This window comes from Aequorivita nionensis (assembly GCF_046352995.1).
GTDB lineage: Bacteria > Bacteroidota > Bacteroidia > Flavobacteriales > Flavobacteriaceae > Aequorivita > Aequorivita nionensis.
In genome coordinates, this window is record NZ_CP130281.1 from 1,013,076 (window position 1) to 1,025,896 (window position 12,821).

General features: G+C 38.3%; 13 protein-coding genes. 3 read left to right on the plus strand and 10 right to left on the minus strand.

Annotated features, from left to right (window positions below; all coding sequences use genetic code 11):
• Positions 1-24: 24 nt before the first annotated feature.
• The 3 genes from Q2U82_RS04520 to Q2U82_RS04530 are packed head-to-tail and all read right to left on the minus strand — an operon-like array spanning position 25 to position 1,729.
• A complete protein-coding gene (locus Q2U82_RS04520; protein WP_410006521.1) occupies positions 25-471 on the minus strand; it encodes a hypothetical protein in 447 nt (148 codons plus the stop codon).
• 2 nt (positions 472-473) lie between these two features.
• Entirely contained in the window at positions 474-1,064 is a 591-nt protein-coding gene (locus Q2U82_RS04525) for a hypothetical protein (protein WP_410006522.1), read from the minus strand.
• Positions 1,064-1,729, minus strand: a complete 666-nt coding sequence (locus tag Q2U82_RS04530; RefSeq protein ID WP_410006523.1) for a hypothetical protein — start codon at positions 1,727-1,729, stop codon at positions 1,064-1,066. Before Q2U82_RS04530 ends, Q2U82_RS04525 begins: the two co-directional genes overlap by 1 nt.
• Before the next feature lie 143 nt (positions 1,730-1,872).
• On the opposite strand from Q2U82_RS04530, the gene Q2U82_RS04535 reads away from it, so the two are divergent.
• Positions 1,873-3,225: a dihydrolipoyl dehydrogenase family protein gene (locus tag Q2U82_RS04535; RefSeq protein ID WP_410006524.1), complete on the plus strand. Its 1,353-nt coding sequence runs from the start codon at positions 1,873-1,875 to the stop codon at positions 3,223-3,225.
• A 32-nt stretch (positions 3,226-3,257) separates the two neighbouring features.
• On the opposite strand, the gene Q2U82_RS04540 is transcribed toward Q2U82_RS04535, so the two are convergent.
• From Q2U82_RS04540 to Q2U82_RS04565, 6 genes are all read right to left on the minus strand, one after another.
• Complete coding sequence (locus tag Q2U82_RS04540) at positions 3,258-4,061, minus strand: tryptophan-rich sensory protein (protein ID WP_410006525.1); 804 nt, start codon at positions 4,059-4,061, stop codon at positions 3,258-3,260.
• A gap of 6 nt (positions 4,062-4,067) precedes the next feature.
• A complete protein-coding gene (gene pdeM / locus Q2U82_RS04545; protein ID WP_410006526.1) occupies positions 4,068-4,709 on the minus strand; it encodes a ligase-associated DNA damage response endonuclease PdeM in 642 nt (213 codons plus the stop codon).
• 87 nt (positions 4,710-4,796) lie between these two features.
• Complete coding sequence (locus Q2U82_RS04550; RefSeq protein ID WP_410006527.1) at positions 4,797-5,312, minus strand: peptidylprolyl isomerase; 516 nt, start codon at positions 5,310-5,312, stop codon at positions 4,797-4,799.
• A 136-nt stretch (positions 5,313-5,448) separates the two neighbouring features.
• Positions 5,449-7,908 carry a ligase-associated DNA damage response DEXH box helicase gene (locus tag Q2U82_RS04555; protein ID WP_410006528.1) on the minus strand — a complete coding sequence of 820 codons (2,460 nt, stop codon included), beginning with the start codon at positions 7,906-7,908 and terminating at the stop codon, positions 5,449-5,451.
• Complete coding sequence (locus Q2U82_RS04560; protein WP_410006529.1) at positions 7,905-9,497, minus strand: ATP-dependent DNA ligase; 1,593 nt, start codon at positions 9,495-9,497, stop codon at positions 7,905-7,907. The genes Q2U82_RS04555 and Q2U82_RS04560 overlap by 4 nt, the downstream gene beginning before the upstream one ends.
• Positions 9,498-9,500: 3 nt before the next feature.
• Positions 9,501-10,523, minus strand: a complete 1,023-nt coding sequence (locus tag Q2U82_RS04565) for a ligase-associated DNA damage response exonuclease (RefSeq protein WP_410006530.1) — start codon at positions 10,521-10,523, stop codon at positions 9,501-9,503.
• 176 nt (positions 10,524-10,699) lie between these two features.
• On the opposite strand from Q2U82_RS04565, the gene Q2U82_RS04570 reads away from it, so the two are divergent.
• Positions 10,700-11,128, plus strand: a complete 429-nt coding sequence (locus tag Q2U82_RS04570) for a TerB family tellurite resistance protein (RefSeq protein WP_410006531.1) — start codon at positions 10,700-10,702, stop codon at positions 11,126-11,128.
• 49 nt (positions 11,129-11,177) lie between these two features.
• Here the strand turns inward: Q2U82_RS04570 and fbp are convergent, their stop codons facing one another.
• Positions 11,178-12,185: a class 1 fructose-bisphosphatase gene (gene fbp / locus Q2U82_RS04575; protein ID WP_410007129.1), complete on the minus strand. Its 1,008-nt coding sequence runs from the start codon at positions 12,183-12,185 to the stop codon at positions 11,178-11,180.
• A gap of 89 nt (positions 12,186-12,274) precedes the next feature.
• Between fbp and Q2U82_RS04580 the strand changes: the two genes are divergently transcribed.
• Positions 12,275-12,745: an N-acetyltransferase family protein gene (locus Q2U82_RS04580; RefSeq protein WP_410006532.1), complete on the plus strand. Its 471-nt coding sequence runs from the start codon at positions 12,275-12,277 to the stop codon at positions 12,743-12,745.
• The last annotated feature ends 76 nt before the right edge of the window (positions 12,746-12,821 follow it).

Sequence of the window (12,821 nt, forward strand, 5' to 3'; positions counted from 1 at the left end):
CGGCAAAGATAATAATTGTAAAGTTTATTTGGGTGCAATAGCCCATTCGCCAGCATCAACCAATTTTAATCGTACTTCTGGATCATTTTTATCTCCTTTGTCACCAATTATAATAGAGTGAGACCTATTGTTAGGAATTCCTAATCTGGGAGGTAAGTGCTGAAGCGGATCATGAATTACTTTTTGAAGAGGAATAATTTTACGAACTTTAAAAGTTTCAAAAGCATAGATAAAAAAATCAGATGAATTCTTAAACTCCGTTGTACCAAATTTATATTGCAAACCTATTCTTTCTCTACTTTCTTCAGCGGAAGAATACTTGTCCCAATCTGTGGAAAGATTATCTCCTGTTTTTGGGGTATTATAAAATGCACTTGGGTTAGGAGAATTATCTTTCTTAGAAAGGTATCCTTTATGGACATTACAAAATAAAAAACAATTATCTGGTATTTCTTCTGTTTTCCAAATCATTATTAACCAAGTTTCAGCATCCAAGTTGCTAAAAATTCTTGTACATTTTCAATTTCAATTTGTCCTTTTATACTGTTAATTCCAGCAAGTTGATCTCCATAATAAACAGCTGAGTTTTCATTAATATGGATAAGTAACCTTGAATTATTATTTCTCCATAAAATATCAAGATTGCCATCAGGAGTTGGGCTAATTTCTGGTAATGCGATAACTATGTTGAAAGTGTCTTTAATAAAATTATAGTAATTATTAAGAAAATCAAAGCATTTTTGATAAACAATTGGAGAAATACTCATTGCTCCTTGACCATCCCAATTATCTTCTAATTTCAAGAGATTTTTATTCAATTCTTTTAAATCTTCTATGGGAGATTTGATTTTATATATATCGGAAGCTAAGAATTCCAAAAACTCTAAAGTGCTTTTTTCCTTTATTCTGGGTTTTGTAAATAGAGTTTGTTTAACATCCTGATTAAATCTAGATTGTTTGACATATTGATTTTGTAAAACATCCGAAATAATATGAGTTGTATCCTTTTGTGGAAAAGCCGATACACAATTCAAATAAACTGTATTATTTGTTTTAGCAAACATTAATCTTTATCATTGGTTAAAAACTTCAAATCGTTAAAACTTGAGTCTTTTCTTATTAAATTTTCTTTTTGAATAGCCCTTTCAATTGTGTTTTTTAATTCTTCTAAGTCATTATGATCTAAAGCCAAGAAGACACTTATTTTATCATTGGAAGCCAAATAGTCTAATCTTAAATTATGAACTATAACAGCATTTTTTATTCCTTCATCTTTCAATTCATCATCAAATACAATTCTTAAATCTGAAATTATTCTAGATGATATATAATTTTTTTCATTTTCTCTTAAAATTTGATGCCCTTTCATTGTTTGAATAGTAGGTCCATCAATTTTTTCAAAAAGCTTAAGATTTTTCTTAAGATTTTTTATATCAATATCTTTAATCTGCTCTTCAATAGAATCAATTAAATCTTGTATATCTCGTGAAGTGTTTATGTTGTCTTTCTGTTTAAAACTTAAAAGACTTAACGCGCTTTTAATAATATTTGTTAGATCATTCTTTTCTAATTGTATAGAATCAGTAAGTGACTCTGCAATTTTAGAATCATTTAATCCAAAATCAATTGAACTCAATTTTTTAGCTATCTGTTTTACTTGCTTTTGATTGAGTTTACTGATTAAAATAAAACCAGGCTTAAAAATATCAGGAATAAGATATCTAGACATTGACAAAAATTTGTTGGGTAAATATACAAATATCTTTGGATTAAGAAATGTTATTAGGCTTTCATTAAGGTTTCAAAGCTAGTTATTCCAACTTTATCATTTTGCTAACACAAATAACTTGGGCGTTTCTCTATTTTCGGTTTATGGCTAGAAAAGAATACGATGTTTTTGTAATAGGAACCGGAACCGCCGGAAAAACTGTGGCGTTTGACTGTGCTGAAGAAGGAATGAAAGTGGCGATTGCGGATAACCGAGAATTTGGCGGAACCTGCCCAAATAGAGGCTGCGACCCGAAAAAAGTTTTGGTGGGAATTACGGAAGCTATGCAGCTTTCAGAAAATTTAAAGGGAAAGGGAATCGTTTCCGTTCCAAAAATAAGTTGGAAAGATCTTCAAAAATTTAAATCAACTTTTACCGATGCTGTACCAGCTTCCACCGAAAAAAAATTGAAGGAAGCCGGAATTGAAATGTTTCACCAATCGCCCAAATTTTTGAATGAAAACACACTTTCGGTAGAGGGAAAATCGGTGAAAGCGAAGAAAATTGTAATCGCTACCGGGCAAAAACCGATGGAACTGAAAATTCCCGGGAGGGAACATTTAAAGGTGAGCGATGACTTTTTGGAATTGGAAGAATTGCCCGAAAGTATCGTTTTTGTTGGCGCCGGTTACATTGGGATGGAGTTTGCGCATATTGCCGCGCGCTGCAGCGCAAAAGTTACCATTGTTGAATTTGGCCCTCGACCGCTCGCACCATTTGAAACCGATATCGTTTCGCACCTTACAAAAGCTTCGGAAGAACTTGGGATTAAATTTATTTTCAACGCAAAGGTTTCCGAAGTGGAAAAACTTCAGAAAAACTTTCGTGTTTCCTTCGAAAAGAATGGTAAAACCGAATCCGTTGACGCCCGAATGGTTTTCAATACCGCCGGCCGTGTGCCATCCATCGATGAACTGGATTTGGAAAAGGGAAATGTCGCGTTTGAAAAAAGCGGGATTTCGGTGAATGAATTCCTTCAAAATACAACCAATAAATCGGTCTATGCCTGTGGCGATGTTTCGGCAAGTGGGGCGTTACCATTGACGCCAACATCTTCGCAGGAAGCGCGGATTGTTTCGTTGAATATCAGAAATGGAAACCACACAAAAATGGATTTTCCGCCAGTACCTTCTGTGGTCTTTACCATTCCGCAGCTTGCTTCCATCGGTTTAACTGAGGCAGAGGCAAAGGAAAAAGGTTATGATTTTGTAGTGGAATATAAAAGCGTCCCGAAATGGTTCAATGCAAAACGTATTAATGACGACGTTTACGCCTATAAAACGATCGTGGACAAAAAACGAAATATTGTTTTGGGCGCGCATATAATCGCTTCCGAAGCTGGAGAAATGATCAATCTATTCGTGCTGGCAATGTGTGGAAAACTGACTACCGAAAATATTAAAGCCATGATTTTTGCATACCCTACTTGGGGAAATGATATTAAGGGAATGGTTTAAAAGAGAAATTCCCAAAAATTCAAATTCCAAAATTACTTTTTAGAATTGAGATGTTCCTTTAATTTAATATTGGGACTTGTAGCTCTATTTTTAAACCCGTGGTAACTACTGCTTACAAACAAAACGGCGGCCTCCGCAATTGCTGCATAGGCCACGGTTTGGCTCACTTCCCAATTGGCGACTGCAATTGCGGCCAAAGCCCAAACTCCCACCAAGGCAAATTCGCGCATATTTCTTCGCCACGTTACTACTAAATTTATTATTCCAGCAATGATAATCATCGTTACCGCCCAAGATACTTCACTGTAACCCCAGGCTTCCCAATTTATACTTTTTAAATATGCGGCTACATTTGCAATACTCGCCACGGTAACCCAGCCGCTATAAAATACGAAAGGCCACCAGAGAAAGACAATAACGGAAATTGGCGCGTCCCAAAGTTCCATCCGGTTGTTCATCACGATCTTTAACAGTGAAAAGAGCAGCACGAAAATGGCGAGGATGGAATATTCCATATATCCGTAAAGCCAAAATGTGATCCACATAATATTGGCGAAGCAGGAAAGCACAAACCACCAACCTGTTTTTAAAATGAAGTAATCATCGCGCACTTTGGTAAAAAGACTTCGGCTTTGGTAGATTATGAAACCCAACAACAGCAGATAAATCAAACCCCAAATAGAGAAAGCATATCCAGCAGGCGTAAAAAGGTTTTTAGTAGCTTCGGAAATTTCGCCAATTGTGGTATTGTTTATCGCGCCCGTGTTTGACAAATAATTGACGAAAACCGTTGTCGCGAAAGCGATGATGTTTGCTATTTGTAGCGTTTTTTTCATAAAGGATCAATTTTTCGAAACACAAATCACTTCCCCTTCAACAATGGCATATATTTCGTCCATTTCAGAAGGTTTTAAGATGTGTTTTCCCGTAAAGTTACCAAAAGCAGGGAGAATAAGACTGTTAAGCGTTTTATAAAAACACGAAAACCGGAGGTATTGCCTCCCAACCCCCTTCATCAGAATGCCGGGGTGCACGTGACCACAAAAATTGAAAGTGCCTTTAATCTCGGTGGGATGGTGGGTCAACAAAAAACTGTCGAGCAACAATTCGTCAAAAACCTTAACTCCTATTTCTTCGTATAAATACTTTGGAATAATATCGTGATTGCCCGAAATCAGGACTATTTCCGCCTTTGTGTATTCCGTCCACTTTTCAAAATCTTGCCATTCCTCGTTTAATTTACTGTGGAAAAGATCGCCCAAAAAACAAATAATTTCAGGTTGAAATTGATTGCTAATCTCTGTAAGTTTTTCAAGATTTTTAAACGCCGCGTTTGCGGGAACAGGCGCCCCGTGTTTTCTGAAATGTGTCACTTTTCCCAAATGAACATCGGCAATCAATAACATTTTGTTGTCTTCCCAAAAGATAGCTCCGCTGGGGTGAAGAATAAAAAAGTTGTTTTTTATTTGAATATTTTGGATCAACTATTTGAATTTTGACAATTGTTCAATACATTTTTTAAACGAAAAAAATTCTACAATATATTGGTAATCAGGAAACTATTTAAAAATTTAATTTTTTTTGTTTCGTATTTGTCCCACAGTTATTATTTCAGATTTTCGATCTTCATGCGTTTTTAATATAACAAAATACCATTCTCTTGAACCTTCAACGTATTCCGCAAAAAATAAATCGTCTTTTTTGTGTGCTTTAATTGCAGACTCAAAAGAAGCAACCATTCTGCCTGAAGGAAACCAGCCTAAATCGCCTCCATTTTTTGCAGACGGATCGTCAGAATATTCTTTTGCCAATTCTGAAAAGGGAACGTTAGCCGTATATTTATTTTTGATTTCATCTCTCAAAGAATCAATTTTATTCTTTGGCATTTTACTTCCGTTCAAGTATATATAGCTTACCCTAAATTCTAAAATTGAATCTTTTTGAAGCAGCTTTTCCGTAATAGTTTGTGATGCATTTTTAATTTCCCTCAATCCATTTGTATCATAATGCAAAGTTTTTGAATCATCGGGAGAATACGTAATTTGAGTAATTTCCCAATTAGGATGAGCTTTTTTTAAAGAATCCAATTGATGCAGAAAAGTTAGTTTTTTTAATGCTCGTGTAGCTTCTTCATCGCTTTGTCCAAATGAGGTTGTGCAAAAAAACAGTGCGATTATTATCCAACTAAATTTCATAAAGTTTACTTTTTGGTAAATATATCCATCATTTCATTAATTGAAGTGTCATATTTTTAATCCGATCCGCCAATTTTTCCGAAGAAAGTTTTTCCCGGAGCCTATCCGTAATAATCGGAAAGCTGAAAGGCGTAGCTTTTTCACATTGTTTCCAAATTATTTTTTGTGAATTAATTCGTTCCAAAGCCAACCGCAATCGGCCTTCTTCCAATTGATGCTCAAAGGTTTCACGATAGGCTTGAAGGTACAAAAGATTGTCGGGTTCGTAATCGCGAAATACATCGAAAAGCAATTGACTGTTACTTTGCAAATGTTTTGTTTTAATCACTTTATTTGGATACCCCTGAAAAACCATTCCGCTAATAACGGCAATATCGCGAAATTTCCGGCGTGCCAATTCGGTGGAATTCAAACTTTTTTGAAGGTCGTCAAAAAGAAATTCCGAAGAAAAAAGATTGTTATCAATTACATTTTGAATGTCCAAAAACTGGTCGCTCAACAGTTCAAAACCGTAATCGTTATAGGCCAAGGAGAAGGTAATCGGTGACAGCAAACTAATCCGGTATGCCAGCAAACTGCTCATCGCCTCGTGTACAAACCGCCCTTCAAACGGATAAAAAAGTGCGTGATAACCCTCGCGGGTTTTAAAGGTTTCAATCAAAAATTCATTTTCGCCGGGCACGATGCTTTCGCGTTCCTGCCTGTCAAAAATGTGGCTCAAAGCCTTTAATTCCGGAGTGTTTCGTTTGTGGTCGGCTTCACTTTGCAATTCTTCCCGTAGAATTTTACTCATTTGTGAAGAAAGCGGCAACCGCCCGCCCATAAAGCTCACAATTTTTGCAGATTTTTTTGAAGACTTCCGAACCTGCGCCATCATTTGCCGAATTCGGACCAATTCCAAAGTTCGCCCCGCGAAAACAAAGGTGTCGCCGGGTTTCATTTTGCTGATAAACCATTCCTCAATCGTACCAATAAATCCGCCGGAGACGTATTTCACGAGCATCATGCTATCGCTCACAATTGTGCCAATGCTCAAACGATGCATCATTGCAATCTGTCTGCTTTCTACCTTAAAAAGGCCTTCGGCCGTTACTTCTACTTTTTTATATTCGTCATAAGCTTGTAAACTTTGGCTTCCAATTGTTATAAAGTTTAGGCACCAATTCCATTGTTCCTCGGTAATTCCTTGAAAACAAAAAGTATTTTTCACTTCTTCAAAAATTTCTTTCGGAAAAAATCCATTACCCACAGCCAACGTCACCAAATATTGAATGAGCACGTCAAAGCTCAACAAATACGGGATTCTATCTTCAACCACATCTTCTTTCACAGCACGTTTTAAAGCTGAAGCTTCCACCAATTCCAACGCGTGCGTGGGCAAAAAATAAATCACCGAAGGTTCACCAGGACGGTGATTGCTTCGGCCAGCGCGTTGCAGAAATTTCGCAATTCCTTTTGGTCCGCCAATTTGAATAATGGTTTCCACAGGCGCAAAATCTACTCCCAAATCCAGACTTGAAGTTGCAACTACCGCCGTCAGAGATTCGTTGCGGATTGCTTGTTCCACCCAAAGCCGTGTTTCTTTCCCAATACTGCCGTGGTGCATCGCGATTTCACCCGCAAATTCGGGATGTTTTTCCAAAATTTTCTGAAACCAAATTTCGCATTGCCCGCGTGTGTTCGTGAAAATTAAAGTGGTTTTACTGGATTTGATTATTGGAACAATTTCTTCCAAAAGGTGCAGCCCCAAATGCCCGCGCCACGGAAAGGTTTCCATTTTCTTCGGAATGATGGAGCGGACTTCGACTTTTGACTTTTGAGTGGATTTGATTAAGATTGAATTTTTTCTGAATTCAGTATCCATTCCCAACAGCACATCTTGGGCCTCTTCCAAATTTCCAATAGTCGCGGAAATTCCCCAAATCCGCAACTCTTTTGAAACTGTTTTCAACCGTGAAAGTGCGAGTTCCATTTGCACGCCGCGTTTGCTTCCCAAAAGTTCGTGCCATTCGTCAACCACAATTGCGGTCAACGTTTTGAACGTTTTATCATACCCTTTGGAAGCCAGCAAAAGCATCAAACTTTCAGGCGTTGTAATCAGCAAATCGGGCATTTGTCGTTTTTGCTTTGCGCGTTCACTTTGCGAAGTATCACCTGTGCGTATTCCAACAGTCAAACCTGTTCCCAAATCATCCGCAAAACGTTGCGCCGATTGCTGTATTTCTACAGAAAGTGCGCGCAAAGGCGTTATCCAAATAGCTTTTAAACCTTTGGCATGCTTCGTTTTATAATCTGGGTTTTCCTTTAAATATTGAAGCACAATCGGTACCCAAAGGGCATAGGTTTTTCCGCTTCCCGTTGGCGCGTTTAAAAGTCCGTGTTTGCCGTCGAGAAAGGATTTCCACGTTTTTTGTTGGAAGGGGAATGGTTTCCAATTTTTTGATTGAAACCAATCCTCGGCGATGGAAATTAGTTCAGATTGTTTCATTTTGGGATTAGCGCTTTTAAATCATCAAGTGTATTTGCTTCGGCAATCGGCTTATCTTTTCTCCAACGAAGAATCCGAGGAAAACGTGTTGCGATTCCACTTTTATGCCGGCTGCTTTCGGCAATTCCTTCAAAGGCAATTTCAAAAACGTGCTGTGGCGTTACGCTCCGCACGGGACCGAAACGTTCCAAAGTATTCCGTTTTATCCATGCGTCAATCTGCCGAAATTCTGCATCGGTCAAGCCGGAATAGGCTTTGGCGAAGGTTACCAATTCGCCCTCGTCCCAAAGCGCAAAAGTGTAATCCGTATAAAGATTTGCGCGTCTTCCGTGGCCTCGCATTGCGTAGGTTAAAACCGCATCAATAGTGAACGGATCTATTTTCCATTTCCACCAATCGCCTTTTTTTCTTCCAACTAAATATGGCGAATCCTTCCTTTTTAACATCAAGCCTTCGCTGCGTTTTTCCCGGGAAAGATCGCGCTCTGCGGCGGCTTCTTCCCAAGTTTCAAATTCCATTGTTTCGCTTAAATAGATTCCAATTTCTTCGGAATTTATCTTTTGAATCATTCCATCCAAAATTTTTCTCCGTTCCGAAAAAGGTTTTTGGCGAATATCCTCGCCCTGCCATTCCAACAAATCATAGGCGTTCAAAATTACGGGCGTTTTTTTCAGAAGTGCTTTTGAAATATTCTTTCGTCCAATCCGGGTTTGAAGTGCGTTGAAATTACCAATTTCCCCTTCGCCGAAAGGCAAAATTTCTCCATCAATTACAGTTCCATTGGGAATTACTTTTAGAAAATCCTGAAACTCGGGGTATTTATCCGTCACCAATTCCTCCCCACGTGACCACACAAAAACCTCATCATTTCTGATAATTACTTGACTGCGGATGCCGTCCCATTTATGCTCAAAACTCCAATCTGAAATCGGGCCCAAATCTTCCTGAAAATTATCCTCCACCGCATACGCCAAATAAAACGGATACGGTTTGCTGAGGTAATCTTCCTTATTTTTCTCTAAAATTAATTTTTTATATGTCGTTTTTTCAGGCGTCCAATCGCCCATTAATTTATAGGCTAAAATGTCCTCATCAATTCCTGTGGCTTTGGAAAGGGCGCGAGTCATCAACTTTTGGCTGACCCCAATTCTAAAACTTCCGGTAAGGATTTTATTGAAAACGAAACGTTCAAAATAATTAAGCGCCAACCAATTGTCGTGCAGATATTTCTTTTTTTCTTCTTCGGAAAGGGTTCGTAATTCAATAATTTCTGAAACAAATTCTGAAAGTGATTTTTCGGAATGTTCTTCGGAAGTTGGCAAAATCAAAGCAATAGTTTCTGCCAAATCGCCAACGATGTGATAACTTTCCTCAAAAAGCCATAGCGGAATTCCACTAATTTCGGTTGCCCAAAGTCGTAAAAGGGTAGTATTTACAGGGCGTTTTGGTCGGCGGTGCGAAAGGATTGCAATCGTCCAAAGCTTATCGGCATCGTTCGCATTTTGAAAATACTCGGTTAGCGCCGCCACCTTTTCATTGGTTTTGTTGGTGCTATCGAGCTTTTTTATAAGTTGGGCAAAATCTTTCACAGCTTAATCCTCATTTTCAATTTTTTTATCAATTTCAGCGCTTTCTTCTTCGTATTGCGTTTTTTCTGTTCTTGCGTCGTAGCCTAATTCTTCCCGCAGATATTTCGCAAAAATATCTGTGTATCCGTGCGTTGCGATTACTTTTTCGCAACCTGTGGCTTTAATTGCGGAAAGCAAACCTTCCCAATCGGCGTGGTCGCTTAAAACAAATCCGCGGTCGATTGCCCGTCTTCTTCGCGCGCCGCGAAACGTCATCCATCCGCTGGCGGAAGCGGTAACATACGGCACAAAACGTCTAATCCACGTGCTGCCGTGGGCGCTTGGCGGGGCGACGATTATGTTTCCCTTTATTTCTTCTTTAGAAGTATCGCGGGTAATTAAAGTAGTTTCGGGCAATTTGTAGTTCGCACGAGCTACTTCAGTCATATTCTCAACTGCGCCGTGCGTATATATTTTTCCGATGGAAGTGTCCAAATGTTTCAGCAAACGCTGGGCTTTTCCCAAACTATAACCGAAAAGAATCGAAGTTCTACCTTCACTTTTATTGGTTGCCCACCATTCGTTTATATCCTTAAAAACTTCCACTTGCGGTTCCCATTTAAAAGCGGGTAAGCCGAAGGTGCATTCTGTTATAAATGTGTGGCATTTTACCGGTTCGTAAATTTCCGCCAAGCCGTCGTCTTCGGTTTTGAAATCGCCCGTAAAAACCCAGACTTCCCCTTTATATTCCACGCGAACTTGCGAAGAAGCAATAATATGACCCGCGGGATGCAGAGAAAATTTCACTCCATTTATAGTAAATGTCTCGTTCCAAGCTTTGCCTGTTACTGAAATTTCGCCCAAACGATGTTTAATTATGGGAACATTATTGGTGTGCGTAATGTATTGTTTATGCCCCCACCGACTATGATCGGCGTGGCCGTGGGTAACGATGCACTTATCCACGGGCCGCCAGGCGTCTATATAAACATCGGCTTTTTGGCAATAAATTCCTTTTTCGTTAAAGACCAGTAGTGGTTGTTTCATTTTTCTTTAAATAGCAGTTTAAAAATACTGAAAGACAACTTTGATGTATAGGTTATTAAGAAAAGTTTAGGGTGAAATGTTGCTAAAACAAAAGCTCTAAAAACTTTAACAGATTGCTTCGCTTTGCTCGCAATTGTCATTTACAAGTTTTATATTTGCAGGATAAAAACCAAATTATGTCATTTACAGATCTTTTTGAAAGTGGGGAACATTCCCGAAATTTAGGGCACTTTGCTTCAATTGCAAATATTGCTTCCGTTAATGGAGCCATTAATGCTGAAGAGGAAAAATTGTTGAAACGTTTCGCAAGAAAATTGGATATTGAAGAGAGCGAATATGCTGATGTTTTAAAGAATCCTGGGAAATATCCAATCAATCCACCAAATGATTCCGAAAGACGTTTAGAACGAATTCACGATCTTTTTGAAATGATTTTTGCCGATCACGAAATTGATGATCACGAACGTTTTTTAATTGAAAAATATGCGATCGGCCTTGGTTATACTGCCGAAATTGCACAAGATTTAATAAAAAGATCAATCGCAATATACAGTGGCGGCTTAAGCCTTGAAGATTACCGTTATTTGCTTAACAGAAAAGAGTAATTCTCTTTTTTGAAGGAACAAGAAACCCGTTGCGAAAGCTTCGGGTTTTTTATTTGCTGTTTCTCATAAATTCTTCCGCCTTTTCTACCATTTTAGTAGTTCCGCTGAAAAAGGGAACACGTTGGTGCAAGGTAGTTGGCTGAATTTCTAAAATTCTTTGAAAACCATTACTTGCTTTTCCTCCCGCTTGTTCGGCAATCATAGCCATTGGGTTACATTCGTACAATAGTCTTAGTTTTCCGTTTGGATCTTTTGATGTATTTGGGTAAATATAAATTCCACCTTTTATCATATTTCGGTGAAAATCTGAAACCAAAGAGCCTATATAACGCGAAGTGTATGGGCGGTCCTCTTCTTCTTTTTGACAGTATTTTATATAATCCTTTACGCCCTGCGGAAAATGGACGTAATTTCCTTCATTGACGGAATAAATATTTCCGCTTTCAGGAAATTTCATGTTTGGATGTGAAAGATAGTATGTGCCAATAGCTGGATTCAGCGTAAAACCGTTTACGCCATGACCCGTTGTATATACAATCATTGTTGAAGTTCCGTAAACAATATAACCCGCAGCAACTTGATTTATTCCCGGTTGAAGAAAATCTTCAATTGTAACAGGAGTTCCAGAAGGTGTAACCCTTCTGTAAATTGAAAAAATAGTGCCCACGGAAACATTTACGTCAATATTTGAAGAACCATCCAAAGGATCCATCAAAACAACATATTTATTATCGTTTTTTTCGTTACGCCCTTTTATGGTGATGAAATTATCTTCTTCCTCACTGGCAATTCCGCAGACAATTTCACGATTTGTAAGTGTATTAATAAAAACTTCATTTGCAAAAACATCTAGTTTTTGTTGGTCTTCACCCTGCACGTTCATATCGCCCGCTGCGCCTAAAATATCCACCAATCCAGCCTTGTTTACTTTGTGATTTACCACTTTTGCAGCCAAACGGATTGAATTTATGAGCCGTGAAAGTTCGCCCGAAGAGTACTTGAATTCACCTTGATTTTCAATTATAAACTCGCCGAGAGATTGATTTATTTTTGCCATTGGGTTGAAGATATCCTGAATTTGACGCAAATATCGGGATTTTTAAGAAATTGAACCGATATTTGCAAGGCTAATTAATTACTGAAAAAATGATAGTCCGGGAAGCTATAAAAAACGACATGCCGCAGGTTTTGGAACTTATAAAAGAACTTGCCATTTTTGAAAATGAACCCAATGCAGTAGAAGTTACCGTAACAGATTTGGAAAGGGAAGGCTTTGGGGAAAACCCCCTATTTACTTGTTTTGTTGCAGTACTGGACGATGAAATTGTTGGTGCGGCATTGGTATATTTCCGTTTTTCTACTTGGAAAGGCAGAACATTACATTTAGAAGACCTTATCGTGAAGGAGGCACATCGAAGTAAGGGAATTGGTGAGGCGCTGTACAAACAAGTTATGAAGTTTGCTTATGAACGTGGCCTAAAACGCGTTGCTTGGGATGTATTGGATTGGAACAAAGGAGCAATCAAGTTTTACGAACGCAGTGGTGCAAATATTGTGAAAGACTGGCGCGTTGTGCATATGGATGAAAAAAGCCTGAAAAATTATATAAATTCTTAAAAAGAATATGAAATGCCCATTAACAAATTGTAAACCCGCTGAAGATGAATAATTTGGGCATTCCATCTTCCGCTTT

What these genes read in the sequence shown, in the direction of transcription:
- Q2U82_RS04520 (WP_410006521.1), bottom strand. Translation starts at nt 471, where the DNA reads ATGATTTGGAAAACAGAAGAAATACCAGATAATTGTTTTTTATTTTGT.
- Q2U82_RS04525 (WP_410006522.1), bottom strand. Translation starts at nt 1,064, where the DNA reads ATGTTTGCTAAAACAAATAATACAGTTTATTTGAATTGTGTATCGGCT.
- Q2U82_RS04530 (WP_410006523.1), bottom strand. Translation starts at nt 1,729, where the DNA reads ATGTCTAGATATCTTATTCCTGATATTTTTAAGCCTGGTTTTATTTTA.
- Q2U82_RS04535 (WP_410006524.1), top strand. Translation starts at nt 1,873, where the DNA reads ATGGCTAGAAAAGAATACGATGTTTTTGTAATAGGAACCGGAACCGCC.
- Q2U82_RS04540 (WP_410006525.1), bottom strand. Translation starts at nt 4,061, where the DNA reads ATGAAAAAAACGCTACAAATAGCAAACATCATCGCTTTCGCGACAACG.
- Q2U82_RS04555 (WP_410006528.1), bottom strand. Translation starts at nt 7,908, where the DNA reads ATGAAACAATCTGAACTAATTTCCATCGCCGAGGATTGGTTTCAATCA.
- Q2U82_RS04565 (WP_410006530.1), bottom strand. Translation starts at nt 10,523, where the DNA reads ATGAAACAACCACTACTGGTCTTTAACGAAAAAGGAATTTATTGCCAA.
- Q2U82_RS04570 (WP_410006531.1), top strand. Translation starts at nt 10,700, where the DNA reads ATGTCATTTACAGATCTTTTTGAAAGTGGGGAACATTCCCGAAATTTA.
- fbp (WP_410007129.1), bottom strand. Translation starts at nt 12,185, where the DNA reads ATGGCAAAAATAAATCAATCTCTCGGCGAGTTTATAATTGAAAATCAA.
- Q2U82_RS04580 (WP_410006532.1), top strand. Translation starts at nt 12,275, where the DNA reads ATGATAGTCCGGGAAGCTATAAAAAACGACATGCCGCAGGTTTTGGAA.